The organism is Streptomyces sp. H27-C3 (assembly GCF_030063415.1).
In the GTDB taxonomy this organism is placed as follows: Bacteria; Actinomycetota; Actinomycetes; order Streptomycetales; family Streptomycetaceae; genus Streptomyces.
In genome coordinates this window covers 41094-66284 of sequence record NZ_JASITA010000041.1, presented here as the reverse complement: position 1 = coordinate 66284, position 25191 = coordinate 41094, and the positions used below count along the sequence as shown (strand labels likewise).

17 protein-coding genes and 1 pseudogene are annotated in these 25191 nt (G+C 71.3%); 10 read left to right on the top strand and 8 right to left on the bottom strand.

The features are described from left to right. Positions 1-568: 568 nt before the first annotated feature. Positions 569-1018 (top strand): PTS sugar transporter subunit IIA, encoded by a 450-nt coding sequence (locus QMK30_RS31060; RefSeq protein ID WP_283521664.1) that lies wholly within the window; start codon positions 569-571, stop codon positions 1016-1018. An 81-nt stretch (positions 1019-1099) separates the two neighbouring features. Further along, the gene (gene ptsP, locus QMK30_RS31055; protein ID WP_283521663.1) at positions 1100-2770 is read left to right on the top strand and encodes a phosphoenolpyruvate--protein phosphotransferase; all 1671 of its coding nucleotides are present in this window, start codon (positions 1100-1102) and stop codon (positions 2768-2770) included. Positions 2771-2828: 58 nt separating this feature from the next. Here ptsP and QMK30_RS31050 read toward each other — a convergent pair whose 3' ends face one another. Together QMK30_RS31050 and QMK30_RS31045 are read right to left on the bottom strand one after the other, a co-directional pair. After that, a complete protein-coding gene (locus tag QMK30_RS31050; RefSeq protein WP_283521662.1) occupies positions 2829-3719 on the bottom strand; it encodes a DUF8829 domain-containing protein in 891 nt (296 codons plus the stop codon). Between the two features lie 71 nt (positions 3720-3790). Beyond that, entirely contained in the window at positions 3791-5767 is a 1977-nt protein-coding gene (locus QMK30_RS31045) for an acetoacetate--CoA ligase (RefSeq protein ID WP_283521661.1), read from the bottom strand. Positions 5768-5983: 216 nt separating this feature from the next. Between QMK30_RS31045 and QMK30_RS31040 the strand changes: the two genes are divergently transcribed. Beyond that, a complete protein-coding gene (locus tag QMK30_RS31040; RefSeq protein WP_283521660.1) occupies positions 5984-8323 on the top strand; it encodes a glycoside hydrolase family 31 protein in 2340 nt (779 codons plus the stop codon). 67 nt (positions 8324-8390) lie between these two features. On the opposite strand, the gene QMK30_RS31035 is transcribed toward QMK30_RS31040, so the two are convergent. Continuing rightward, positions 8391-9014, bottom strand: a complete 624-nt coding sequence (locus tag QMK30_RS31035; RefSeq protein WP_283521672.1) for an NUDIX domain-containing protein — start codon at positions 9012-9014, stop codon at positions 8391-8393. Between the two features lie 138 nt (positions 9015-9152). Between QMK30_RS31035 and QMK30_RS31030 the strand changes: the two genes are divergently transcribed. From QMK30_RS31030 to glpK, 6 genes and pseudogenes are all read left to right on the top strand, one after another. Next, positions 9153-9959 (top strand): M15 family metallopeptidase, encoded by an 807-nt coding sequence (locus QMK30_RS31030; protein WP_283521658.1) that lies wholly within the window; start codon positions 9153-9155, stop codon positions 9957-9959. A 282-nt stretch (positions 9960-10241) separates the two neighbouring features. Beyond that, positions 10242-10589: an Mpo1-like protein gene (locus tag QMK30_RS31025; RefSeq protein WP_283521657.1), complete on the top strand. Its 348-nt coding sequence runs from the start codon at positions 10242-10244 to the stop codon at positions 10587-10589. Between the two features lie 71 nt (positions 10590-10660). Further along, positions 10661-11113: a Zn-ribbon domain-containing OB-fold protein gene (locus QMK30_RS31020; protein ID WP_502963258.1), complete on the top strand. Its 453-nt coding sequence runs from the start codon at positions 10661-10663 to the stop codon at positions 11111-11113. Next, entirely contained in the window at positions 11110-12300 is a 1191-nt protein-coding gene (locus tag QMK30_RS31015) for a lipid-transfer protein (RefSeq protein ID WP_283521655.1), read from the top strand. Before QMK30_RS31020 ends, QMK30_RS31015 begins: the two co-directional genes overlap by 4 nt. A 322-nt stretch (positions 12301-12622) precedes the next feature. Then, positions 12623-12904 (top strand): annotated as a pseudogene (locus tag QMK30_RS31010) (aquaporin); the annotation flags it as partial. A gap of 105 nt (positions 12905-13009) precedes the next feature. Then, a complete protein-coding gene (glpK, locus tag QMK30_RS31005) occupies positions 13010-14539 on the top strand; it encodes a glycerol kinase GlpK (RefSeq protein ID WP_283521654.1) in 1530 nt (509 codons plus the stop codon). Positions 14540-14646: 107 nt separating this feature from the next. Here glpK and QMK30_RS31000 read toward each other — a convergent pair whose 3' ends face one another. From QMK30_RS31000 to QMK30_RS30985, 4 genes are read right to left on the bottom strand one after another with little or no spacing between them, the layout of a single operon-like run. Then, positions 14647-15252 (bottom strand): GTP-binding protein, encoded by a 606-nt coding sequence (locus tag QMK30_RS31000; protein WP_283521653.1) that lies wholly within the window; start codon positions 15250-15252, stop codon positions 14647-14649. Continuing rightward, positions 15233-15631: a DUF742 domain-containing protein gene (locus QMK30_RS30995; protein ID WP_283521652.1), complete on the bottom strand. Its 399-nt coding sequence runs from the start codon at positions 15629-15631 to the stop codon at positions 15233-15235. The genes QMK30_RS31000 and QMK30_RS30995 overlap by 20 nt, the downstream gene beginning before the upstream one ends. A gap of 10 nt (positions 15632-15641) precedes the next feature. After that, positions 15642-16082, bottom strand: a complete 441-nt coding sequence (locus QMK30_RS30990) for a roadblock/LC7 domain-containing protein (RefSeq protein WP_283521651.1) — start codon at positions 16080-16082, stop codon at positions 15642-15644. Then, positions 16079-18835: a nitrate- and nitrite sensing domain-containing protein gene (locus tag QMK30_RS30985; protein ID WP_283521650.1), complete on the bottom strand. Its 2757-nt coding sequence runs from the start codon at positions 18833-18835 to the stop codon at positions 16079-16081. The genes QMK30_RS30990 and QMK30_RS30985 overlap by 4 nt, the downstream gene beginning before the upstream one ends. Positions 18836-19271: 436 nt before the next feature. On the opposite strand from QMK30_RS30985, the gene QMK30_RS30980 reads away from it, so the two are divergent. Then, a complete protein-coding gene (locus QMK30_RS30980) occupies positions 19272-19784 on the top strand; it encodes a hypothetical protein (protein WP_283521649.1) in 513 nt (170 codons plus the stop codon). A gap of 350 nt (positions 19785-20134) precedes the next feature. Here QMK30_RS30980 and QMK30_RS30975 read toward each other — a convergent pair whose 3' ends face one another. After that, positions 20135-25066: a hypothetical protein gene (locus tag QMK30_RS30975; RefSeq protein WP_283521648.1), complete on the bottom strand. Its 4932-nt coding sequence runs from the start codon at positions 25064-25066 to the stop codon at positions 20135-20137. Positions 25067-25191: the final 125 nt, after the last annotated feature.

Below are 25191 nucleotides of genomic sequence, written 5' to 3'. Positions count from 1 at the left end.
GTCTTTTTCAAAGGAACCACCAACCCACCGGTAAAGGTGGGCCGGGGTATCAACATTTGGCGTTGACTTTTGGCACGCTGTTGAGTTCTCAAGGAACGGACGCTTCCTTTGGTCCCTTTTCACGGGGTCCTCCGGGCGCTTCCCTTCGGTATTTCGTGTTTCCGACTCTACCAGACGCTTTCGTGTCCGATTCCCCGTCAGCGGGGTGCTTTCCAGGTTCCCGCTTTCGCGTTTCCCTTTCCGGCGATTCCGACTCTACCAGTCCTTTTCCCCACCCCTGACCATCATTCTGCGAGCACGCAAAATTCAGAATTCAGGATAGGGTCAGGGATTGATAGAAGCTGCCGACCCACGACTCACGATGGAGTGCGTGTTGGTGTCAGGCGGAAGTACGACAGTACATGGACCCAGCAGACGAGGCAAATCGTTTGTGGTGCGTCCCTAGGTCCGCCAAGCAGTACGTCTCGTGCGGAACCGGGACTTCTCATGACCTACGCTTCTGAACAGTACGCCGTCCAGGACAGGTAGTGACGGCGGCACACGAATCTCCGCCCCTGGGAGGCTCCCCATGACCAGCGTTACATCCCCTCTTGCTGGACGCGCCATCGGACTCGCCGCAGTCCCCGACCCCGTGTTCTCCGGGGCGATGGTCGGTCCCGGCACCGCCATCGACCCCGTGCGTGAGCCGTCGTCGGCCGTGGCTCCTATTGATGGAGTCATTGTCTCCCTGCACCCGCACGCCTTCGTCGTGGTCGACGACGAGGGCCACGGCGTGCTGACGCACCTCGGCATCGACACGGTGCAGCTCAACGGCGAGGGCTTCGAGCTGCTCGTCAATAAGGGGGACACCGTGACGCGCGGCCAGGAGGTCGTACGTTGGAACCCCGCGGCCGTGGAAGCGGCCGGCAAGTCGCCGGTGTGTCCGATCGTGGCACTCGAGGCTACGGCCGACTCCCTCTCCGGCCTGGTCGAGGACGGCGACGTGAAGTCCGGCGAAGCTCTGTTCGGCTGGAAGTGACGCTCACGCCGCAGTAGCGGCCGTGGGTACGACATTCATCGCGGCGGGCGGAGTCCGCCGCAATAACCGGAGACGGGTGAAATGGAGACAACGCTGCGAGGCGTCGGCGTGAGCCACGGTGTGGCGATCGGCGAGGTTCGGCACATGGGCACGGCGGTTCTCGAGCCGCCTGCCAAGCAGATTCCAGCCGAGGAGGCCGGGCGCGAACAGGGGCGTGCCCGCCAGGCGGTTGAGGCTGTGGCGGCCGATCTGATTGCACGCGGCAATCTGGCCGGCGGCGAGGCACAGCATGTGCTTGAGGCGCAGGCCATGATGGCCCAGGATCCCGAGCTGATGGCTGATGTGGACCGGCGTATCGCCGTCGGCAGCAGTGCCGAGCGTGGTGTGTACGACGCGTTCGCCACCTACCGGGAACTGCTCGCCGGTGCCGGCGAGTACATGGCCGGCCGGGTGGCAGACCTCGACGACGTGCGGAATCGTATCGTCGCGCGCCTGCTCGGCGTGCCGATGCCGGGTGTGCCGGACAGCGACGAGCCGTACGTGCTGATCGCCCGGGACCTCGCTCCCGCCGACACCGCACTGCTCGACCCCGCTCTGGTGCTGGGCTTTGTGACCGAGGAAGGCGGGCCGACCAGCCACAGCGCGATTCTCGCGCGTGCGCTGGGTGTGCCTGCCGTGGTGGCCCTGCCGGGCGCCGGTGAGCTGGCCGAGGGAACGGTCGTCGCGGTGGACGGCAGCACGGGTGAGATCTTCGTCGAGCCGAGCGCCGAGAAGCGTGCGGAGCTCGAAGCCGCTGCCGCTGAGCGCCGGGCGGCGCTTGCCGCCTCGACCGGTCCCGGTGCGACGTCCGACGGACACAAGGTGCCGCTGCTCGCCAACATCGGTGGTCCCGCCGATGTACCGACCGCGGTCGAGGCCGGCGCCGAGGGTATCGGCCTGTTCCGTACGGAGTTCCTCTTCCTCGACGACAGCGCGCAGGCGCCGACCGAGGAGAAGCAGGTCGAGGCCTACCGCAAGGTACTTGAGGCCTTTCCTGAGGGCCGTGTCGTGGTGCGGGTCCTGGACGCCGGTGCGGACAAGCCACTCGACTTCCTGACGCCGGCCGAGGAGCCGAACCCGGCGCTGGGTGTGCGTGGGCTGCGCTCCCTGCTCGAGCACCCCGATGTGCTGCGCACCCAGCTGACCGCGCTGGCCAAGGCCGTCGAGGGGCTGCCGGTCTACCTCGACGTCATGGCGCCGATGGTCGCGGACCGTACGGACGCCAAGGCGTTCGCGGACGCGTGCCGCGAGGCCGGGCTGCGGGCGAAGTTCGGCGCGATGGTGGAGATTCCGTCGGCCGCGCTCAGGGCCCGCTCGATCCTGCAGGAAGTCGAGTTCCTTTCGCTGGGGACCAACGACCTGGCGCAGTACACCTTCGCCGCCGACCGCCAGGTCGGTGCGGTGTCCCGGCTTCAGGACCCGTGGCAGCCCGCGCTGCTCGACTTGGTCGCGATGTCCGCCGACGCCGCCAGGGCCGAGGGCAAGAGCTGTGGTGTGTGTGGTGAGGCCGCGGCCGACCCGCTGCTCGCCTGTGTCCTGACGGGGCTGGGTGTGACCTCCCTTTCGATGGGGGCGAAGGCCATTCCTTATGTCCGTTCGTCGCTGGCGAAGTACACCCTCGCCCAGTGTGAGCGCGCCGCCGCGGCGGCGCGTGCCACGGACACCGCCGACGAGGCCCGTGCGGCCGCGCAGGCGGTGCTGTCCGGGGAGTGACCGGACGATGATGAGGGTCGAGGGGCTGTCCGCCGGGTGCGGACAGCCCCTCGGTCGTTCAGTGGTGGGGCTCCGGATCTTCGACGTCGAAACCTGGGCAGTACTCGACGCCCGGTTCCGGTGAGACGGGGTCACCGGTGTCCGCGTCCGTGCAGTAGGCGCTGAACACCTCGCCGGCGCTGAGCGCGACAAGGCTGCCGCGGTTCAGTCGCCAACCGCGGAGCCGGTCCGGCTCGCCGGGCCCGGTGGTCCTGAGCACCACTCCCCCGGGCCTCTCCATGGCGAGTCCGGCCGCGAGCACCGTCACGAATTCCGCGCTTTCGGATTCGGTCGGACGGACCGGCTGCTCGCCCGCACGCTCCGCGTGCAGGACGGCCAGCAACCGGGCCTCCTCGGCAGGGATGCTGCAGACCAGATGGTGGGTACCGGAGCCGGCCGCTTCGAGCAGGCGCAGCACCAGTCGCGAGGCGCGGTCGAAGGATTCCCGGCCGATGTCCATTCCGCACTCGGCGCAGTTGCCCAGATCGGCCAGCAGCAGCGTCGCGTACTCCCAAGTGGCCTGGCGGACCGCTTCGTTGATCAGCAGGGGCACCAGCCGGTCGATGGGCTGGCCGCTGTACGGAACGGACGCGCCGCAGATGGCGAGCTCCGCGATGAAACGAGTCCGGCTCACCGGTGTGTCCGGGTCGAGTCCGGTGCTCTCGCAGAACTCCAGGAACTCCTCCGGGTCGAAGAGGGCGACGGTGGTATGCACGCCCTGGGCCGCGAGGGACCGCAGCAGGTCCTCGACCTGCAGGAGGTACGCCGCATGGTCGTCGAAGACGAAGCTGCGGTACCCCGTCATCGCCGCGAAGTCCTGCTCGTCGGCCAACAGGCCTACCGTGCTCGGCACTTCGCGGCGGAGCACCCGTCGCATGCTCTTGTTCGTGGTGTGCTTGATGTGCGCCATGACTCCCCCTGCGCGCAGCCGATGATTGCTCACTCACCGTAACCGCGGGCACTGACAATCGTGGCTGGGAGTCAGCGGCGGGTGCGGGCGAGGTCCTCGTAGAAGCTCAGCAGGCCGATGTTGTCCACCGACCCCGGGTTGACGGCCTTGTCCAGGGCCGCGCCCTGGAGGAGCCGCTTGACGGGGACCTCGATGCGCTTGCCGGTCAGGGTGTGGGGGACGCCGGGGACCTCGATCACCTCGTCGGGAACATGGCGCGGGGAGAGCTGGGTGCGGATGGCCTGCTTGATACGGGCGCGCAGGTCGTCATCGAGCGTCGCGCCGTCGGCAAGGTGGACGAACAGGGGCATCCAGTAGCCGCCGTCGGGCTCTTCGACTCCGATGACCAGGGATTCGCGGATCTCGGGGAGGCGCTCGACCACCTCGTAGATGTCGGCCGAGCCCATGCGCACGCCCTGACGGTTGAGCGTCGAGTCGGAGCGGCCATGGATGATCACCGAGCCGTGGTCGGTGAGGGTGATCCAGTCGCCGTGGCGCCAGACGCCGGGGTAGGTGTCGAAGTAGCTGTCGTGGTACCGGGCGCCGTCGGGGTCGTTCCAGAAGCGGATCGGCATGGACGGCATGGGGTTGGTGACCACCAGTTCGCCCACCTCGCCCGTGAGCGGCTTGCCCTGGGCGTCCCAGGCCTGCAGATCGGTGCCGAGGCAGGGTGCCTGAAGCTCTCCGATGTGGACGGGGAGGGTGGGGACGGCGCCGGCGAAGCAGCTGCAGACGTCCGTACCGCCACTGACGGAGGCGATCCACAGGTCGGACGCGACCTCATCGTGGAGCCAGCGGAAGCCGTCGGGCGGGAGCGGGGAGCCGGTGGTCGCGACGCACTTGATGCGGGAGAGGTCGAAGTCGCGGGCGGGGTGGACCCGCGCCTTGGCGCAGGCCATGACGTAGGCGGCCGAGGTGCCGAAGAGTGTGGCCCGGGTGCGTTCCGCGATGCGCCACTGGGCGCCGGTGTCCGGGTGGCCGGGGCTGCCGTCGTACAGGACGACCGTGGTGCCGGTGAGCAGACCGGAGATGAGGAAGTTCCACATCATCCAGCCGGTGGAGGTGTACCAGAAGAAGCGGTCCTGGGGGCCCAGGTCGCAGTGCAGGCCGATCTGCTTGAAGTGCTCCAGGAGGATGCCGCCCTGGGACTGGACGATGGCCTTGGGCAAGCCGGTGGTCCCGGAGGAGTACAGGACCCACAGGGGGTGCTCGAAGGGGACCTGCTCGAAGACCGGCTCGGTGTCGGCGGCGGTGAGTGCGGACCATTCGACGGCGCCTTCGGGGGCCGGGGTTCCGAGAAGCGGGATATGGACCACTGCGCGCAGCGTGGGCAGTTCGCGGCGCAGTTCGGCGACGGCCTCGGTGCGGTTGTGCTCCTTGCCGCCGTAGCGGTAACCGTCGACGGTGAACAGGACGACCGGCTCGACCTGCTGGAAGCGGTCGAGGACACTGCGCGCTCCGAAGTCGGGGGCGCAGGAGGTCCAGACACCGCCGACGGCGGCGGTGGCGAGCAGCGCGACGGTCGCCTGGGGGATGTTGGGCAGGTAGCCGCTGACCCGGTCTCCGGGGCGTACGCCGAGGGCGCGCAGTGCGGCGGCGAGCGACCCCACCTGGCGGCGCAGTTCGGACCAGCTGACCGGGGTGAGCTCGTGGGTCTCGTCGACGTACAGGAGGGCCGGGTCGTCCGCACGGTCCGGGTCCTCGGCGGTGCGCAGCGCGTGCTCGGCGTAGTTGAGGGTGGCACCGGGGAACCACTGTGCGCCGGGCATGGACCGGTCGGCGAGAACCGTCTCGTACGGGGTCGAGAACCGGACATCGAACCAGTCAGCCACGGCCTTCCAGAATGTGTCGAGCTCGTCGACCGACCAGCGGTGCAGCGCCGGGTAGCCGCCCTCTGCCGGTGCGCCGTACCGCTCGGCCGCCCAGGCCTGGAAGCGGGTGATCGCGGCGGCGGCGATGCGGTCCGCGTCGGGCTGCCAGAGGGGCGCGGCGTTGGGTGCTGAGGTCATGGGGCGGCTCCCGGGCTGTACGCGTGGTGTGCGTTTGTGGCGCGCACGTGCGGAGGGTGTGCGCACGCGGCGGCTGACACGGACGATGCCATGTGATCGTCTCTGGCACCAGGGCGGGCCGCACACAGTCGGACACGTGGTCGTGTGGGCATACCACGGGTGAACGGCTGTTGAACGCCTCCCGCGTACGGTCCACCGGGTGGCAGGGTGAGCCGTATGGACGGTCGTGACCTGGTGCGCTCGGTGAAACTGGTCGGCACGGTGCAGGGGCTGCGCGCGGCGCGCTCGGCCTGGCGGCGGCATCGCACGGATGCCTGGGGGCTGCCCCCCAGGGGCGCGGAGCGGGCCCGGGTGCCGGGTTCGGTGACCGGGGCGGAGCCCCAGCCGGGCGGCGGAGTCGTGCGGTTCGCGCGTTCGGAGCTGCGGGTGATGGTGGCTGCGGGCGGCGCGGTCTTCTGGGGCTGGGACGGCGCGGACCCTGAGCCCTCGTACGCGCTCGCGGGTGCCTGTCCCGAGCCCGATCCGAGGGCCGGGCTTGAGCCCGACAAGGACGGCGGCTGGCGGGTGGTGTCGGAGCGGCTCACTGTCGCCGTCTCACGGCACGGCGCCGTCGAGGTCCGTACGCCGGGCGGGGTGGTGCTCCGCCGCGAGTTGCCGCCGCGCTGGTGGGAGCCGGTCGCCGGGGGGCCGGCGCGCTGGGTACAGCGCAGTGAGGTGCCGGCCGACGCGCGCTTCTTCGGCCTGGGCGGCCGGGCCTCCGGGCCCCGGCTGCGTGACGGCACGTATCGGCTGTGGAACAGCGACCCCGGGGGCAGCTTCGTGCCGGGTGACGATCCGCTCTACATCACGATGCCGGTGCAGCTGATCGTTTCCGACGCGGGCACGCATCTGGCTTTCCACGACAACACGTGGGAGGGCCGGGTGACGCTGCGGGAGGGCGAGGAGGGGGCTGGCTCGGGGCACGACCGGCCGGGCACCAGTGAAATACGCATGGAGGGCGGGCCGTTGCGCTGCTGGGTCGTGGCCGGCGCGCCCGCGCGCGTGCTGCATGGCTGGGCGGCGCTCACGGGGGCGCCCGCGCTCCCCCCGTCGTGGGCGCTCGGTCCCCAGCACGCACGGTGGGGTTTCGGCAGCGAGCGGGAGGTCCGGCGGATCGTCGCCGGCTATCGGGAGCGGGGGTTGCCGCTGTCCGTGCTGCATCTCGACATCGACCACTACGACCGGCATCGGGTCTTCACGGTCGACCGCGAGCGGTTCCCCGGCCTCCCCGGGCTCGCCGCCGACCTCCGGGAGTCGGGAGTGCGGCTGGTGTCGATCGTCGATCCCGCCGTCAGGGCGGAGCGTGGCGCTGCGTTGTACGACAGCGGGTCGGCCGCCGGGGTCTTTGTGCGGGACGCGCGGGGCAATGAGGTGCGCGGTGAGGTCTGGCCCGGCGAGTGCGCCTATCCCGATTTCACCGCTCCACGCGTGCGTGACTGGTGGGGATCGCTGTACGAGGAGCGACTCGCGCAGGGGTTCTCCGGAGTGTGGCACGACATGAACGAGCCGGTTTCCTTCTCCGCCTTCGGTGATCCGACGCTGCCGCGTTCCGCGCGGCACGACCTGGAGGGGCGGGGCGGTGATCACCGGGAGGCCCACAATGTCTACGGTCTGGCGATGGCGCGCGCCGGTTACGAGGGGTTGCGCCGATTGCGTCCCGACGAGCGGCCGTTCCTCTTCTCGCGTTCCGGGTGGGCCGGAATGCAGAGGTACGGCGGCACCTGGTCCGGTGATGTGTCGACGGGCTGGCCGGGGCTGCGCGCATCGCTCTCCCTGGTGCTGGGCATGGGGCTGTGCGGAGTGCCGTACTCCGGGCCCGATGTGGGTGGCTTCAACGGCAGCCCTTCGCCCGAGCTGTATCTGCGCTGGTTCCAGCTGGGCGCGCACCTGCCCCTTTTCCGTACGCACGCGGCGCTCACCGCGGGCCGTCGGGAGCCCTGGGAATTCGGTCCGCACGTGCTTGAGCACGCGCGGGCCGCGCTGGTGGAACGGGAGCGGCTGCGGCCCTATTTCGTGACGCTGTCTCATCTGGCCCGTCTCACCGGTGCGCCCTATGTGCGGCCCGTGTGGTGGGGCGCCCCGGAGGATCGGGCGCTGCGGGACTGCGAGGACGCCTTCCTGCTCGGGGACTGCCTGTTGGTGGCGCCCGTGCTGGAGCGTGGGACGGACCGGAGGGCGGTGCGGCTGCCGCGCGGGCGGTGGTACGACACCGCGACCGGTGAGGCGTACGAAGGCCCGGGGCAGGTGCTGATCGACGCGCCGCTCTCCCGGATCCCGGTACTGGCACGGGCCGGTGCGGTGATTCCCGTGCGGGGTGAGGACGGCGGGCTCGCGCTCGACGTGTGGGCGCCCGCGGCGGGACGCACGGGCGGTGGGCTGGTCGTCAGGGACGCGGGGGACGGCTGGGAGTCTGCGGAAGTGGAGCGGTTCACGACTCGGGTGCACGGGGGGCGGGTCGTGGTGGAGCGCGAGGGGGGCGGGGAGGTGGGACTCCCGGTTCGGGTGCGGGGGGTGTGAGGCGAGGGGATTTTCCCCTACCCGCCCCTTCCCGAAACTGGGGGCAAGCCCCAGACACCCTGTGTCCTCAAACGCCGGACGGGCTGGAATTGCCGGACGGGCCGGAGCTGCTGGACAGGCTGGACGGCGTAGCGGGACCTGGCGTGTAGTTGCCTGCGAACCAGGCTTGCGCTGCTTCCGTGTGGAGCGGGAAGGCCAATTCCGCCGGTTCGCGCAGGACGTGCCACCCGCTCGTCTCGTCCGTGGGGACGGACGGCGGCAGTTCCGCGAGCGCGCGTTCGGGGAGCAGGCCGAAGAGCAGCAGGTGGCCGGCCGGGGAGCTTCGTGCGTCGGCGAGGCGCACCTGTTCCTCGTGGGCGCCGATGCCCGTCTCCTCCCGCAGTTCGCGTACGACCGAATGCCGCCAGTCCTCGCCGTGATCGATGAAGCCGCCGGGCAGCGCTGTCCCGCCGAGCTGGGGCTCGATGGTGCGGGTGATGACGACGAGTCCGGTGCCCTGTGCGTCACGTACGGGCAGCAGGGCGACGGCGACGGGCAGCGGATCGCGGTAGGCCGCGGTGCCACAGGCCGGGCAGGTGCGGGGCCAGTCGACGCGCGGCGGGTAGGGCGCCCCGCAGCTGGAACAGTGGGAGTCCCGAACGGGGACGGCCGGGGGCTGGGTGGGAGGCCCGGCGGAGACTCGGGCAGAGATACCCGCAGGAACCTGGGCGGGCGCCCCCGCAGGGGCCCCGGCGACGGTCCGGGCGGGCTTGTTCGTGGGTCCGGGCACGCGCGGACTGTATCCGATCGCCCTTCCCCCGCGGGCCGTTGACCTGATAGACGAAGGTCCATGACAGGACTCGCCTCCGCACTCCGCGCCCTGGCCACCTCGGCCGTCGCCCTGTTCACCGTCACCTCCGTCTCGCCCACGGTGCAGGCGAAGCCCGAGCCGAAGGCCCCCAGGGAGTTCGTGGCCCTGCGGTCCGTGGCCCCGACGATCATCCAGGAGATGCGCTACACCACCGGCCACAACTTCATGGGCGAGCCGGTCGACGGCTACCGCGAGCCCGTCTGCATCCTGACCGGGCCCGCCGCGAAGGCCCTCCAGCGGACCCAGCTGAAACTGCTGCGCCGCGGCTACTCGCTGAAGGTCTACGACTGCTATCGCCCGCAGCGGGCCGTCGACCACTTCGTACGGTGGGCGAAGGATCTCGACGACGAGGTGATGAAGCAGGAGTTCTATCCCCGGGTCGACAAGTCGCGGCTGTTCGCGGACGGCTACATCGCGGAGAAGTCCGGGCACAGCCGGGGCAGCACGGTGGATCTGACGATCGTGAAGCTGTCGGCCAAGCCCACTCGCCCGTATGTGCCGGGTGAGTCCCTCACGTCCTGCTACGCGCCGAAGGCCGAGCGTTTCCCGGACAACTCCGTGGACATGGGCACGGGCTACGACTGCTTCGACACCCTGTCGCACACCGACGCCCCGCGGATCGGGGGCGAGCAGCGCGCCAACCGGCAGCTGCTCAAGGGTTCCCTGGCGGACGCGGGCTTCGTGAATCTGCCTGAGGAGTGGTGGCACTACACCTTCAAGCCCGAGCTGTTCCCCGACAGGTTCTTCGACTTCCCGGTGTCGCGCCGCTCGGTCGCCGGTCACTAGTGCCGCGGCAGGTGACGTTTGCCCGTCAAGGAGCGGCGGCCGGTGCGTGCTCTCGGCGTGCCGGCCGGAAGTCCTCGTACTGGACGTACTTGGGCTTTCGGCCGGTGCGGCGAGAGTATGTGCCGGCCGCCGCGACGGGGCAAACGTTATCTGGCGCGGCACTAGAGGTCGCGGGCGGCGGAGGGCCGGGGCCACCCCACCCCCGTGGGCTCCGGCCCTCCGCTCCCTTTCGGACGCGCATCGGCCATATCCGGTTCTCCGCCGGGCCATTACGGTGCCCGTATGGAGCAACACACTTTTGATTCGTACGAGCAATTCTGGCCCTACTACGTCGCGATGCATTCCAGGGCGGCGACCCGCTGGGTCCATCTCGTCGGCACGCTCACCGGCCTCGGCGTCAGCGCGTACGGCCTGGCGCGCGGCCGGCAGCGGTACGCCGCCGCGCTACCGCTGATCGGTTACGGCGCCGCCTGGCCCGCGCATTTCCTGATCGAGAAGAACAACCCCGCCAGCTTCGGGCATCCCGCCTGGTCACTGCGCGGCGATGTGCAGATGATCCGGACGATGCTCGCGGGCCGCGACAGCGAACTGGCGGAGACCGCCGCCAAGTGGCTCGCGGAGAACCGCTGACCCGTGGCACACTTCTGACGGATCGTCAATTTCTGTGCAGGGGAGGGCTCTTGACGCACGCGCGCACACCCGTGGTGGCCGACTGGTTCACCGTGGAGACGGACCCGGAGGACTTCAGGCTGCTGGGCACCCGCTGCTCGGCGTGCGCCTCGGTCTTCTTCCCCCGCCAGGACACCTTCTGCCGCAATCCGGCCTGTGCCGGCGGTGAGCTGGCCGAGGTGCCGCTGTCCAAGCGGGGCCGCGTGTGGTCGTACACCGACAGCCGATACCGCCCGCCCGCGCCGTACGTCAGCGACCCGGCCGTGGACTGGACGGCGTACACGCTGGTCGCCGTGGAGCTCGCGGCCGAGGGCATGGTGGTCCTCGGGCAGGCCGCTCCGGGACTGACGACCGCGGATCTGGCGGTGGGCATGGAGGTCGAAGTCGTCCCCGGAGTGCTCAACGAGGACGCGGCGGCGGGGATCACCTGGACGACCTGGCACTGGCGGCCCGTCGTGGCGGACCCGGCCGGGGTGCGGTCATGACCGGCGATGTGGCGGTGCTCGGCGCGGGCATGCACCCGTGGGGCAAGTGGGGGCGCAGTTTTATCGAGTACGGCACGGTGGCGGCGCGTGCCGCGCTCGCCGACGCCGGGGTGGGCTGGCAGGACGTGCAGTCGGTCGTCGGCGCGGAGACGGTGCGCGGTGGCTACCCCGGCTATGTGGCGGGCGCGACGTTCGCGCAGGCGCTCGGCTGGCAGGGGGCGCGCGTGACGAGTGTGTACGCCGCCTGCGCGTCCGGCGCACAGGCCGTCAACACCGCCCGCGCCCAGATCCTGTCCGGCATGGCCGACGTGGCGCTGGTGGTGGGCGCGGACGCGGCGCCCAAGGGATTCTTCGCGCCGGCGGGCGGCGAACGTCCCGACGATCCCGACTGGCTGAGGTTCAGGCTCCTCGGGGCGACGAACCCCGCGTACTTCGGGCTGTACGCACGCCGCCGCATGGCCCTCCACGGGGATACGCCGGAGGACTTCGCCCAGGTCAAGGTGAAGAACGCGGCGGCCGGCGCGCTCAACCCCAACGCGCGTTACCGCAAGCCCGTCACCGCCGAGGACGTCGCGGCGTCCGCGGTGGTCGCCGACCCGCTGCGGCTGCTCGACATCTGCGCCACCTCCGACGGCGCCGCAGCGCTCGTGCTGTGCAGCATGGAGTTCGCGCGTCGCCGCGGGGTGAGCGACCCGGTCCGCATCCGCGCCGTCTCGACCATCACGCCCACCTATCCCAAGGCCGTGCTCGACCTTCCCGACATCGCCACCGACTCGTCCGCCGCGGAGGCCCCCTCCCCCGATTCCTTCCGGGCCTCGATCGCGCGGGCGGCGTACGAGGAGGCGGGCATCGGGCCCGGCGATCTCTCCCTCGCCGAGGTCTACGACCTCTCCACCGCTCTGGAGCTGGAGTGGTACGAGGACATCGGGCTGTGCGCGGCCGGTGAGGGCGCGAAGCTCCTGCGGGAGGGTGCGACGGCGCTCGGCGGGCGGATCCCGGTCAATGCGAGCGGCGGGCTGGCGTCCTTCGGTGAGGCGGTGCCCGCCCAGGCCATCGCGCAGGTCTGCGAGCTGACCTGGCAGCTGCGCGGCACGGCGGGCGAGCGGCAGGTGCCGGGGGCGCGTACCGGACTCACCGCCAACCAGGGGCTGTTCGGGCACGGCTCCGCCGTGATCGCCGTGCGCTGAGGCCCGCAGGATCGTTTCGGCGAGGCGGTGGCGCCCCCGCCAGCGGTTGCTGTCGGCCACCTTGACGGTCCATCACCGCCGGTGAACACTTCCCGTGTCAGTCGGCGTCGCCGTACGACGGCTCCCAGGCACGCGGGGCACAGCCCTGCGTGCGGGCACCTTCAAGGGGCCTCCCCCACGGGCGACCCCACCGGCTCGGCACGCACGTCACGGGGCCGGGCGAGGTACGGGACTCCCCCGCTTTCGGCTCCGCAGCCATGGAAAACGCACCCTGCATTTCAGGACCGGGGCTCCGACCCCGGGCGAGGGCCTAGGAGCCGCCATGAGCAACGGGGACGTCTTCGTCGGTGAGATCATCGGCACCGCCATATTGATCCTCGTCGGCGCCGGAGTGTGCGCCGCCGTCACACTGAACCACTCCAGGGCGAAGGCCGCGGGGTGGGTCGTCATCCCCTTCGGCAGGGGCTTCGGCGTGCTCGCCGGGGCGTACACGGCAGCGCCGCTGTCCGGGGGCCATCCCAACCCGGCCGCGACGCTCGGCATCGCCACGCCTGGGTGCCGGTGGCGGGCCCCCCTGATCGGCGGGGCCCGTGCGGGCGTCATCTACAACCTGGCCTCCTGAGATCCCCGGAGCGCCCGAACGGGCCCCGAACGCGCCGCAGAGCCACTGGGCCCTCAAGCCTCAGATCCTTCCGACCGAGGGGACGACATGACGGAAAACACTGGACGGACCGAGAAGTACGTCGCCGCCATCGACCAGGGCACCACTTCGAGCCGCTGCATCATCTTCAATCACTCCGGTGCGATCGTCTCCGTGGACCAACGCGAACACCGCCAGATCTTCCCCAAACCGGGGTGGGTGGAGCACGACGCGACCGAGATCTGGTCCAAGGTGCAGGCCGTCGTCGCGGGCGCGATCGCCAAGGCGGGACTGCGCCCCGAGCAGCTCAGCGCGCTGGGCATCACCAACCAGCGTGAGACGACGGTGCTGTGGGACCGGGCGACCGGAAAGCCCGTGCACAACGCGATCGTCTGGCAGGACACCCGCACGGCGGCGCTCTGCAAGGAACTGGGTGGCACGGACGGCCAGGACCGCTTCAGGGAGACGACCGGTCTGCCGCTCGCGAGCTACTTCTCCGGCCCCAAGGTGACCTGGCTGCTGGACAACGTCCCGGGGCTGCGCGGTCGCGCGGAGCGGGGCGAGATCGCTTTCGGGACCATCGACTCCTGGCTGATCTGGAATCTCACCGGGGGCACGGGCGGCGGCGTACACGTCACGGATGTGACCAACGCCGGGCGCACCATGCTGATGGACCTCGCGACGCTCCAGTGGGACCGCTCGATCCTGTCCGCGATGAATGTGCCCGAGGCCGTACTGCCGGAGATCAAGTCGTCGTCCGAGGTGTACGGGACGGCCGTCGGGCAACTGGCGGGGGTGCCGGTGGCATCGGCGCTCGGCGACCAGCAGGCCGCCGTCTTCGGGCAGGCCTGTTACGACGTAGGCACGGCCAAGAACACGTACGGAACAGGCAGCTTCCTGCTCCTCAACACCGGCAACCGGCCGGTGGCCTCGAAGAACGGGCTGCTCACCACGATGGGCTACAAGATCGGCGACGAGGCGCCGGTCTACTGCCTGGAGGGGTCGATCGCGATCACCGGCGCCCTGGTCCAGTGGTTCAGGGACCAGCTGGGGATCATCCGTACGGCGGACGAGATCGAGACGCTCGCGGCGAGCGTCGACGACAACGGTGGGGCGTACATCGTGCCGGCCTTCTCGGGGCTCTACGCGCCCTACTGGCGCTCCGACGCCCGTGGGGTCATCACCGGGCTGACGGGATACGTCACCAAGGCGCACCTGGCACGGGCGGTCCTGGAGGCCACCAGCTGGCAGACCCGGGAGGTCGTCGACGCGATGTACCAGGACTCGGGCGTCGCCATCACCACGCTGAAGGTGGACGGCGGCATGACCGGCAACAGCCTGCTGATGCAGCACCAGGCGGACGTCCTGGGCGTGCCCGTCATCCGGCCGAAGATCTCCGAGACGACCTGCCTGGGCGCGGCGTACGCGGCGGGACTGGCGACCGGGGTCTGGTCGGACCTGGACGAGCTGAAGGCGCACTGGCAGCGCGATGTCGAGTGGACACCGCGGATGGAGGCGCAGGAGCGCGACCGCGAGCTCCACAACTGGCGCAAGGCCGTGGAGCGGAGCTTCGGCTGGCAGGAGGACGGGCAGGGGTAGTGCAACGGCCCCGCGGCGCGCGCCCCCGCGCCCGCGCGGCTCCGAAGAGCGCGGCCGGTACCCCTGTCGGCGGGGGTGCGGGCCGCTCCTGTGCTCGGGCGCCGGCGTCAGGTGGACGCGGTCTGCCGCCGGTCGGCGGAGCGGGCCAGCGCGTGTTCGACCACGGCGATGAGTACGGTCTTGACCGTTTCGCGGTCCCGTGCGTCGCACAGCAGCAGGGGCACGCTCTCGTCGAGATCGAGCGCCGCGCGCACCGTCTCCGGCGGGTAACGGTTGGCGCCCTCGAAGCAGTTGACGGCGACTGCGAAGGGGATGCCGCGTCGCTCGAAGTAGTCGATCGCCGCGAAACAGTCCTCCAGGCGCCGGGTGTCGGCGAGCACGACGGCGCCGAGCGCGCCTTGCGCCAGCTCGTCCCACAGGAACCAGAAGCGGTCCTGGCCGGGGGTGCCGAAGAGGTAGAGCACCAACTCCTCGCGGAGCGTGATGCGCCCGAAGTCCATGGCCACCGTGGTGGTGGTCTTGCCCTCGACCCCTTCGACGTCGTCGACGGGACGGCCCGCCTCGGTGAGCGTCTCCTCGGTGCGGAGCGGTCTGATCTCGCTGACCGCGCCCACCAGGGTGGTCTTGCCCACCCCGAATCCGCCTGCGACCAGGATCTTGAGCGTCACCGGGTCCACCGGTCGCTTCTTGCGGCTAGAGCGCCCGAAGGCCATTGATTACCTCGCGAAGGATGCTCTCGTCCGGCAGCTCCGCCGGCGGTACGGGTCGGGTCACATGCACCAGTTCGTCCTCGACGAGGTCACCGACGAGCACCCTGACCACCCCGACGGGGAGGTCGAGGCCCGCGGCGAGCTCGGCGATGGACTGTGGCGTCTCACTGCACAGTTCGACGATCTCGACATGCTCGGGGGCGAGCGTCTGGTCGCGTCCCGGGTCGTCGGCAGCGGGCTCGGGCACGACCAGCGCGATCAGGTCGAGCCGGTGCCGGGTCGCACTGCTGGTCCGGCCACGTGTCATCGCGTACGGGCGTACGACGGGACCCGCGTCGTCGTCGAACCAGTGCGGCGATCCCTGTTGGCCTGATTCGCTCATGCCATCCCACTCACCCTCCGGCGGGCAGACCGGAGCGGGGCGCGGTCATCAGGTGCACGCCGACCCGCTTGACCATCAACGTCATCTCGTACGCGACCTGGCCGACGTCGGAGTCGGCGTCCGACAGCACGGCGAGACAGCTGCCGTCGCCCGCCGCGGTGACGAAGAGGAAGGCCTCGTCGAGCTCCACTACGGTCTGTCGCACGCGGCCCGCCTCAAAGTGCCGGCCGACTCCCTTGGCGAGGCTGTGGAAGCCGGAGGCGACGGCGGCGAGGTGTTCGCCGTCCTCGCGCGTCAGATCCTTCGACGCCCCGGTGGGCAGGCCGTCGCTGGAGAGCACCAGCGCCTTGCGGATGCTGCCGACGCGCTCGACCAATTCGTCAAGGAGCCAGTTGAGCTCCCCGGAACCCCTGCCTGTGGCGTTGTGTGCTGCGGCGTTCGGTGCGGTCATCGACCGTTCCCCTCTGGTGTGGTTCCTGGTGCTGTGTCGCCCGGTGCTGCGCCGTTCCCGCCGGGACCGCCCGTCGCGCCGTTCTCCTCGGGCTCGTCGTTCTCGCGACGGCCGCGCTGCCAGCCGCGCTGGAGCGAGGCCATGCGGCTGCGTACCTCGTCCGCGTCGCGTTCGGTGTCCTGCTCGGTGACGGGCGCGTCGGTGGCAGATCCGGTGCGGCCGGCGGCGTCGGTGTCCTTCAGCTGCGGGGCGAGGCTGGCCTGGCGGACGCGTCGGGGCAGTCCATCCAGCGGCGGAAGGCCCGGGGGCTCGTCCGTGGCGGCCGGTTCCCGTGCGGGTGGGGCGGAGAATGTGCGGTCCGTACGCTCCGCCGGGGGGCGCCTGCGGCCGCCAACGAGACGGCCGTTGTCGGACACCAGGGTCGGTGGCTTCGGCGGGTGCTGCGCGGTCGACGGAACCGGACTCGACGTCTTACGGCGGGGCAGCGGGACCGCGGCGCCCGGGTGGGCACGCTCGCCGCTCTCGGGGAACGGCTCGGAGGCCTGCTGGTGCTGCTCGCCGAGAGTGTCCCGGCCACGGTCCCGAGGGCGCTCACGGGGCCGGAAGATGCCGCCGCGCTCGCTCTCTGTGTCTTCGATGTCCTCGATGTCCGCGAGACCTCCGAGCGTTGCCTCTTCGAGACCCAGGACGCCGAGCGGGGGTTCGAGCTCCACCGGTCCGTCGAGGACCGCCTGGGCCGCGAGTTCCGCGGGGACGCGGGCGAGCGTCGTGACGGGCTGGCGGCGGGCGCCGTCCCCGGTACCCGGGCTGTCGGCAGCGTGCTTGCGGTCGAGCCGGAAGCCGGTGCCGTTGGTCTCCGGGGCATCGGTGAGCAGGGCGGCGGGGATGAAGACGATCGCGGTGGTTCCGCCGTACGGGGACGGCTGGAGCGAGACCCGGACGTTCTGCCGCTGGGCGAGCCGGCTGACCACGAAGAGACCGAGCCGGTCGGTGTCCGACAGCTCGAACTCGGGGGTCTCGGCGAGCCGCAGATTGGCGTCGAGCAGTGCGTCGGGCGTCATGCCGAGGCCGCGGTCGTGGATTTCGAGCGTGAAGCCGTTGGCGACGCGCTCGCCGTGCACCTGGACGGCGGTGTGCGGGGGCGAGAACACCGTGGCGTTCTCGAGGAGTTCGGCGATGAGGTGGGTGAGGTCGGCGACCGCGGGGCCGCCGACGCCGATGCGTGGCAGCCTGCGTACCTCGATGCGCTCGTAGTCCTCGACCTCGGCGACGGCCGCGCGTACGACGTCCATGAGCTGGACGGGCTTGCGCCACTGCCGGGACGCTGTCGCGCCGGAAAGGATGACCAGGCCCTCCGCGTGGCGGCGCATGCGGGTGGTGAGGTGGTCGAGGCGGAAGAGGTCCGCGAGCTCGTCGGTGTCCTCGGTGCGGCGCTCCATGGTGTCGAGGAGCGTGAGCTGGCGGTGCAGCAGAACCTGGTTGCGGCGGGCCAGGTTGACGAATACCTCGGAGACGCCCCGGCGCATGTCGGCCTGTTTGACGGCCGATTCGACGGCGGCGCGCTGGAGAGTGTTGAGGGCCTGGCCGACCTGGCCGACCTCGTCCCTCTCGTACTCCAGGCGCGGGGCCTCGGTCTCCACGTCGACCTCCTCGCCCGCGGCGAGCCTGCGCATCACGCTCGGCAGGCGGACGCCGGACGCTTCGTGGGCCTCCTTGCGGAGCCGGGAGAGGTCACGGGCGAGGCTGCGGCCGATCCGTACGGACAGGACGAGCGAGATGAGCAGGGCGAGGAAGCCCAGCACACCGGCCAGGCCCGCCTGGACGAGGACTCCGAAGGCGACCGGGTCGACGCGGTCCTGGTAGCGGTCGCTCGCGGCCTGGGCCTCGTCGGCCAGGTGGTCGAGGACGCCGGTCGCGGCTTCGTTCCAGCCCTTGGCGCTGACGGCCTTCGGCTCCTTGCCCGCGCCCGACGCGATGAGGCGTTCCTCGGCGGTGCGCAGGGGCTCGGTGTCCGGGCTGCGCCAGTACCGCTCGAAGATGTCGCGCTCGTCGTAGGGGAGGTTCTCCAGGTTGACGGTGTAGAGCAACTTGCGGTTGGCGACCAGGCCCGCGACCTCGCGCAGCTCGGGCGCGGTGAACTGGCGGGCGACCAGTGCCGATGCGACCAGCGCGTCCTGGCGGGACAGCATCTCGCGGGCCTGGGCGACGCCGACCAGTGCGCGGCCCTGCTTGTCCATCTCCACGTCCTCGAGGGCGTGGAGGGTCATCAGGAAGGCGTAGCAGGGGTCGACCAGCCGATTGAAACGGTCGAGAGCCTGCCGCCGCGTGACCGTACTGTCCTCGACGGAGCTGCGCAACGCTTCGATGCCTTCGAAGGCCTCCAGGAGCGAGGCGAGCCGCCGCTCAGTCTGGGAGCGCATCTCGTCGCGCACATTGGGCTGCGCGGCCCGTTCCTTGATCTTCGCCACGGACGCGTCGGTCACGGCGCGTTCACGGCGGAGAGCGGCCAGGGCGTCGGAAGCCCGGGGGTCAGCCAAATAGATCAGCGTCTGTCGGCGTTCCTGCTGGATGACCCTGACCGTGTCCTCGATGGGGTAACCCACCTGCTCGACGATGTAGGCGACGTCAAGAAGCTGGTCGGCCTCGCGCCCGGTGATCACGGTGGCGAATCCCCACAGTGAGGTGAGGGAGACGAGCGGCACCAGCAGCAGCGCCACGATCTTCCTGCGGATGGACTTCCCGCGAAAGCGCATGGCCTCCCCCAGCTCAACCCCCGTCGGGCGGGGGTAAATGTTCCGTCAACAAACGGCGTGAGCTTACTACTGTCACTCCGGCAACTCGAAGACCTGTCCGGTCGATTTTCAGCCGCACCATGGCTGGTTGATCATGAGTTGCGCTGGATTTCCGGTAGTTGAGCGCCCGGCTGGGGCATAGGGGGCCTGAGCAGACACCTTGTTCCCCACCGGGGCAGATGGCTGAAATTCTCATCTCGGCGGGAATCTTCGAGGCCGGTCATTCGTCCTGTTGTACGGGGGAACGGGAATGATGGGGACGCACCTATCGCATTGGGCCCGGTGGATCGGCGTAAAAGGGCGTAAGACGGGCAGCCGTTCGTGAAGGCGGTTTTCCCGCGCCCGGGTTGAGCAGCACGCCAGGTCGTGGGGCCAGGTGGTGGGGAGTGAAGGTTTGATGGATACGGAAGAGCACCGCAGGACGTCCGCAGCACCCGTGACGGTTCCGGGCGCGGCGGTTGACGCGAGTGCGAGGACGGCCCGGCGTGCGGCGGAATCGGCGAATGAGGCCGAAGCGCCACGGCAGTTGTGGGTCGAGGAGCCCGCCGTACGGCCGCGGATGGCCGACCCCGTCCGCACGGCCGCCGTGCGCGCCGTGATCATCATGTCGCTGACGATGATTCAGGCGATGGTGGCGTATCTGTGCACGCTCGCGGGCTCCTGGCTCGCCTTCCCGATGGTCCTCAGCAGCGTCGCCAGCACGGTGGTCGCGACCTGGGGCGTGCTGGACGTGTGGGTCACCCGCCAGGTGTGGAACCAGCGGCACGGCGTGGTGTCCGTGCCGAGCAGCACGGCACGCCAGCTGCGCCGCGAGCGCCGCCGCGCCCGCCGGACGGCTCGCGGGTCGACGCGTATACGGGATCGCGAGCCGCAGGGACAGCCGGGGACGGGCCGACTCTCCCAGGCCTGAGGCCCGCCGCTCGCACGTCCGAGGGTCCCATGCCCTCTCGCGTGCCCACGCGCAGCCTTGTTGACCACCCTCACCCTCGTGGTCACGCTCGCCTTCGTGAGCGCTCGGGGCACGTGGGCGTCCTGCAGGGGCACCCGGCAGGCATGGGCATCCGCCGGGATTACTCGGCAGGGGTGACCGTGCCCGCCCTTGCCGAGGTCACTCGGCAGGCGTGGGCCTGCCCGTGCAGCAGAAAGCCACCTGGCAGGCGTGGGCGTGCCCGTGCCCGCCGGGGTCACTCGGCAGGCGTGGGCCTGCCCGTGCAGCAGAAAGCCACCTGGCAGGCGTGGGCGTGCCCGTGCCCGCCGGGGTCACTCGGCAGGCGTGGGTGTGCGCTTGAACATCCGTGTCGCCGTGATCTCGCCGTGCACCGTCTCGGCGTCCGGGTCCTGCTGCGGCAGGCCGGGACGCAGATGCTCCTCGACGCTGATGTACTTCAGCCCCGCCCTGAGGTCGGCATCGTTGCGCAGCCGGATGACCAGTGGAAATTCGGCGAGCGCGGTCGTGTCGAACAGGCCTGTCGTATAGAGCAGCTGAACGCCGAGCGCGTCCGAGACCGCGCGCTGGAGCTCCAGCAGATACGTGGCGTTGGCGCGGCCGATGGGGTTGTCGAGGAACAGCGTGCCGGCATGCCGGTGCTTGTCGCGGCCCCGGTCGTTGCTGCGCAACGCGGCCATCGTGCAGTACAGCGCGATGGCGGCGGTCAGCAGCTGGCCGCCGGAGAACACATCGCCCATCTGCCCGACCGGCACCCGCTCGGCACGCAGCACGGCGTCCGGCTTGAGGATCTCGACGGAGATGCCCTTGGGCTCCAGGGCCGCCTGAACACCGCGCAGGAGCAAGGACATTCCGTCCCTGCGCAGGTCCGAGTTCTTCTTGACGGCGGAGCGGGTGGCTTCATCGATGACCTCGCCGAGCCGCTCCACCAGCGTCACTTGGTCCGGCTCCTCGAAGCGGATCCGCAGGAACTCCTGGCCGGACCACTCACCGAGGCCTTCGGGCAGCTGGGAGAGCCGCTGCGCCGAGCGGAGCGTCGTCAGCGCCGACTCCACGAGGCCGCGGAGCCGGTCGACGATGCTGCCGCGGTTGCGCTCCAGTTGCTCCAGCTCGTCGGTCAGCACCCGCAGCCGGGGCGCGAAGGCCGCCGCCCAGGCCGCTGCGTGCTCGGGCAGTGCGGCGGCGGGCAGCTCGCGGATCTGCTGGCGCGCGGGGGTGCGTACCTGCTCGTACCGCGTGGAATTGGCATGCCGTACGAGTACGTCGCTCGTCTCGCGCACCGCTGCGTCGGCGGCGGACAGGTCGGCGGCGCAGCCGCGCAGTGAGCGGCGGGACTCGGCGGCGGACTGCCGCGCCTCCTCAATGCTGCCCGGGTACGGCTCGGGGGCGTCGGCTTCTTCGGCGGCCTCCGCCGCCTCCGCGGACCGCTGCTGATCCCTGAGGAGGTCGCGCAGCATCGCGGCGGTCTCCTCGAAGCCGCCTGCCGCGTCCTCCGCCGTGCGGTGCGCCCGCAACAGCTCGGCGTGCGCCTCGCGGGCCGACTCCAGGGCGTCGGAGCAGGTGGCGAGCTCCGCCGTGGCGGTGCGCAGCAGGGCTTGTGCCTGCCCGGCGTCGGCAGGCACCAGGTCGTCGGGCAGCTCGGTGTGCGCCGGGGAGTCCTGCGGCGCGAGGCGCTCGGCCTCGCCGCGCAGTCGGCCGAGCTGCTCGCTGGCGGCTGAGGCCCTCGACTCCAGCATCTGTACGAGGGATTCGGCGCGGGCGGCGGCGGCCTGGCGGGACGGACCATCGGCCCCGTCTGTGCCCTCCAGCATCAAGGCCGCCTTGGTGCGAACCTTGTTGGTGAGCCGGTTGAGCTCGGTGAGGGCGGTGCTCTCGTCGCTCTCGGCCCTGGCCTGCTCGGCACGCAGATCCGCGCCCACGCCGACCTTCTCGTACAGCTGCGAAGCGGCGCGGTACGCCTCGCGCAGGGCGGGCAGCGCGGTGCGCGGTGCGTTCTCATCGGGCTCGGGAAGGGGCTCGGGCGCGCCGGCGATCTCGGCCCGCTCGGCCCGCAGGGTGCGGGCCGTCCGGTGGGCGTCGTCGGCGGTGCGCTGGGCAGCGCGGCGGTCCTCGTCGGCCGCCCTCGCGCGATCCAGACAAACCGTGGCTCTGGCCTCCGACTCGGCGGCCTCCTCGGTCAGTTCACGCAGCTTGATCTGCCAGCCGGCACGCTCGCGCAGCCGGTGCGCGAGCCCCGCGAGGGCGTCGGCGACACGGCGGGCACGCTGAGTGGAGTCCTGCCGGTCGTCCCGGACCCGGGCTGCGTCCGCCGCGGCCTCGTCGGCCTCCGCGCGGGCCGTACGGGCCTCGGCCAGCGCGGCTTCGGCGGTTTCGGCGGCGGCGCTCGCGGCCTTGGCGGTCTCCGCGAGTTCGTCGAGCCTTCCGGGCGGGCAGTCGGCGCGCCAGGAGCCGAGGCGGGCGGCGAGGGCACGGTCGCCGGTGAGCCTGGAGGCAAGCTCGCGGATCTCTTCGTCGCGGGCGGCGGCCCGGGCCCTGAGTGCCTGGCGCTCCTCGTCGGCGGCGTGCTCGTCGTGCATGGCCGGGTTAGGCGGTACGAGGAAGACGTCACCGCGGTCGGACGCGCCGGTGCCGGGTGCGGGCACCGGGGCGAGCAAGGCGGCGGCGGTGCCGACGGCGACGGCCGAGCGGGGCAGCAGCGCGGCGCCGGCGAGTGCCTCGCGGGCCCGTACGTGCGCGTCAGGGTCGGTGATGACCACGCCGTCGACCAGCTCGGGGCGTGCGGTGAGCACGGCGGCGTGGTCGGCCGGGTCGACGGCCTGCGCGAGGTAGCGCCAGCCAGGCAGGGCGGGGATGCCGTGCTCACCGAGGAACTCGACGGTGGCGAGGACGTCGGGGCCGGGTGGCAGCAGACCGCCGTCGCCGAGCGCGCCGAGAATCCGCGCGTCGTCGGCGGCTGCCGTACGCATGCCGAAGAGTCGGCGTTCGGCCGAGGCGACGCCCTGGTCGAGCAGGTGGAGAAGGTCTTCGGCGTTGCGGTCCAGCTCCGCGACGGTGAGCGGGCCGTGCGCGGTGGGGCGCGGAGTACGGGGGCGGTGGGCGCCCTCGGACGTTCCCGACTCGTGGGAAGCGCCGCTCCGCACGCCGTTGGCGTCGTCCGCCTCGTCCGTCGGGTTGGCCGTTGCCGCGTCCCCGGTCCCGCTCGCGGCGGCTGCGGACGAGGTGTCGCCGCTTGCGGACAGCGGCCCGCCGTCCCGGTGGTCGGACTCGGACGCGCCGTCCGCGGAAGCGCTGTCGTTGTCGTTGGCAGTTCGTGCGGCCTCGTCCGCGCCCTGCGCGTCCGGGTGACCGGTCTGTGCCGCGCTTCGGCGGGGCTGCGGTACGCCCCCGGCCGTTGACGGAGCGGACGGCAGACTCAGCAGCTCTGCCAGGCGGTCGTGCGCGGCGATCGATTCCGCCGCGCGGTACTCCGCCTGGTACGCGTGCTCCGCGCCCAGCGCGGCGTCCGCCGCTCGTGCTGCGGCCAGGTCGGCCCGGCTCTCCGTGCCGGTGGCCTCCTTCGCCCGGTCGCCCGTCGTGCGGGCGGCGTCCCGAGCGGTTTCCCAGGCGGCGACCGCCAGTTTCTCCGCGTCGACAGCGGCGAGTGCCGCGCGCGCCGGGTCGGCGTCGGGGGCGGTGTCGTCGAGCCACCCGGCCCTTACCGCCTCCGCCGTCTCCTGTTCGACCTCGCCGAGGCGTTGACGCAGGTGCCCTACCTCGCTGCGCGCACGCTGTGCCTGGGTCGCTGCGGTGGTGGCGTCGCGGTGCGCCGCCTCGCCCGTCTCCTGGAGCGTCGCGGAGCGCTCTTCCTCCTCGGCTGCCACGCGCTCGCCGTCCTCGGCCGCCGTGTGCAGCGCCCGTACGAGCTCGCCGGCCGCGGTGCCGCGGGCGGCCAGCGCGGGTGCGGCGTCCCGCTCCGCCTCGCGGATGGCGACGGTCACCCGGGCGGCCCGGTCGGCGGCGGCGCGGTGGCGCAGGACCACCTCGGCCGCCTGCCAGGCGGCGTGCAGCGTACGGGCGTCGGCCAGCTCACGGCGCTGGCCGCCCGCCGCCTTCTCGGCGGCGGTGAGGGCCAGTGACGCGTGCCGGTAGGCGAGCTCGGCGGCGATCAGTGAGCTGCGGCTGCGTACCTGCTCGGCCTCGGTGACCTTGTGCGCGGTCGCGGCGACCTGCTGCGCGAGCTCGCCGGTGCGGCCGCGCTCCTCGGCGGCGCGCACCGTGAGCCTGCGGGAGAGCGTGCGGGTCCCGCGCTCGGCGCCCGCGTGGATGTCGCGGGAGCGCAGCCGGGTGACCGCCGCGTCGACGATGCGGCCGAGCAGGTCGGCGGAGCCCGCTGTGAACTCGCGCTCAGCGATCAGTTCGGCGCGGCGTCCCAGCTTGTTGCCGAAACCGTGGACGAGGTCGGCGAGGCCGTCCGTGTCCCGGGTGTCGGTGACTGCGCGCAGCAGCAGGTCGGTGAAGTCGGAGTCCTTCTTGACCGCGAAGAGGCCGGCCGCCTCGCCCTCGTCGGAGTTCATCTCCCGCTGGTAGCGGAAGAGTTCGGGGTCGAGGCCAACGTCGCCGAGGTGCTCGTTCCAGCGGTCGTGGATCTCTTCCCAGTGGATGTCGAGGTGGGGATACGCCTTGCCCGCGTCCGTGATCGCGTCGCGGAAGCCCTTCATGGTGCGGCGGCGGCCCTGCGCGCCGGACACACCTTCGCCGTACGGGCGGACGGCGGTGGACTCGGCGACCGGCAGCGAGTCGAGGCTGAGCCCGGGGCCGGGCCGGAAGGAGTACCAGGCCTCCGCGAACTTCCGTGGGTCGTTGGAGACCTGCCGCCCCCGCCACTCGCTGACCTTGCCCACGACCACGCACTCGCCGGTGAGCGTGTGCTGCCACTCCAGGGCGACATGGCCGCAGTCGTCGGCGAGCAGGAACTTGCGCAGTACGCCGGAGCTGGCACCGCCGAGCGTATTGCGGTGCCCCGGCAGCATCACCGAGAAGATCAGCTTGAGAAGGACGGACTTGCCGCCGCCGTTCTCCAGGAAGAGCACACCGGCGGGCGCCGGGCGGCGCGGCGGGCCGACCGGCTCGTCCTCGAAGAACTCCGCCTGCGCGGGGGCGGGGTTGGGCACGGGTTTACCGACTCCACGCAGGTCAAGCACGGTGTCGGCGTAGCGCGCACCGGCGGGACCGATGGAGTAGAGGCGGACCCGGGACAACTCGTACATGGCGGCGGACTCTCGTCGTAAGTCGTGAAGCGGCAGGGGCCACGCGTGGCTCAGGCGTGAGCCGTTTGAGGCTCAGTCGTGGGCAGGGCGTGGGTCACTTGTGGGTCGGGCATCGGTCAGTTGTG

Bases quoted from the DNA above. Each gene is read 5' to 3' on its own strand.
- glpK (WP_283521654.1), top strand. From the start codon at position 13,010: ATGACGGAAAACACTGGACGGACCGAGAAGTACGTCGCCGCCATCGAC.
- QMK30_RS31050 (WP_283521662.1), bottom strand. From the start codon at position 3,719: ATGGCGCACATCAAGCACACCACGAACAAGAGCATGCGACGGGTGCTC.
- QMK30_RS31030 (WP_283521658.1), top strand. From the start codon at position 9,153: ATGACAGGACTCGCCTCCGCACTCCGCGCCCTGGCCACCTCGGCCGTC.
- QMK30_RS31025 (WP_283521657.1), top strand. From the start codon at position 10,242: ATGGAGCAACACACTTTTGATTCGTACGAGCAATTCTGGCCCTACTAC.
- QMK30_RS30985 (WP_283521650.1), bottom strand. From the start codon at position 18,835: ATGCGCTTTCGCGGGAAGTCCATCCGCAGGAAGATCGTGGCGCTGCTG.
- QMK30_RS31040 (WP_283521660.1), top strand. From the start codon at position 5,984: ATGGACGGTCGTGACCTGGTGCGCTCGGTGAAACTGGTCGGCACGGTG.
- QMK30_RS31045 (WP_283521661.1), bottom strand. From the start codon at position 5,767: ATGACCTCAGCACCCAACGCCGCGCCCCTCTGGCAGCCCGACGCGGAC.
- QMK30_RS30980 (WP_283521649.1), top strand. From the start codon at position 19,272: ATGGATACGGAAGAGCACCGCAGGACGTCCGCAGCACCCGTGACGGTT.
- QMK30_RS30995 (WP_283521652.1), bottom strand. From the start codon at position 15,631: ATGAGCGAATCAGGCCAACAGGGATCGCCGCACTGGTTCGACGACGAC.
- QMK30_RS31060 (WP_283521664.1), top strand. From the start codon at position 569: ATGACCAGCGTTACATCCCCTCTTGCTGGACGCGCCATCGGACTCGCC.
- QMK30_RS31015 (WP_283521655.1), top strand. From the start codon at position 11,110: ATGACCGGCGATGTGGCGGTGCTCGGCGCGGGCATGCACCCGTGGGGC.
- QMK30_RS30990 (WP_283521651.1), bottom strand. From the start codon at position 16,082: ATGACCGCACCGAACGCCGCAGCACACAACGCCACAGGCAGGGGTTCC.
- QMK30_RS31000 (WP_283521653.1), bottom strand. From the start codon at position 15,252: ATGGCCTTCGGGCGCTCTAGCCGCAAGAAGCGACCGGTGGACCCGGTG.
- QMK30_RS30975 (WP_283521648.1), bottom strand. From the start codon at position 25,066: ATGTACGAGTTGTCCCGGGTCCGCCTCTACTCCATCGGTCCCGCCGGT.
- ptsP (WP_283521663.1), top strand. From the start codon at position 1,100: ATGGAGACAACGCTGCGAGGCGTCGGCGTGAGCCACGGTGTGGCGATC.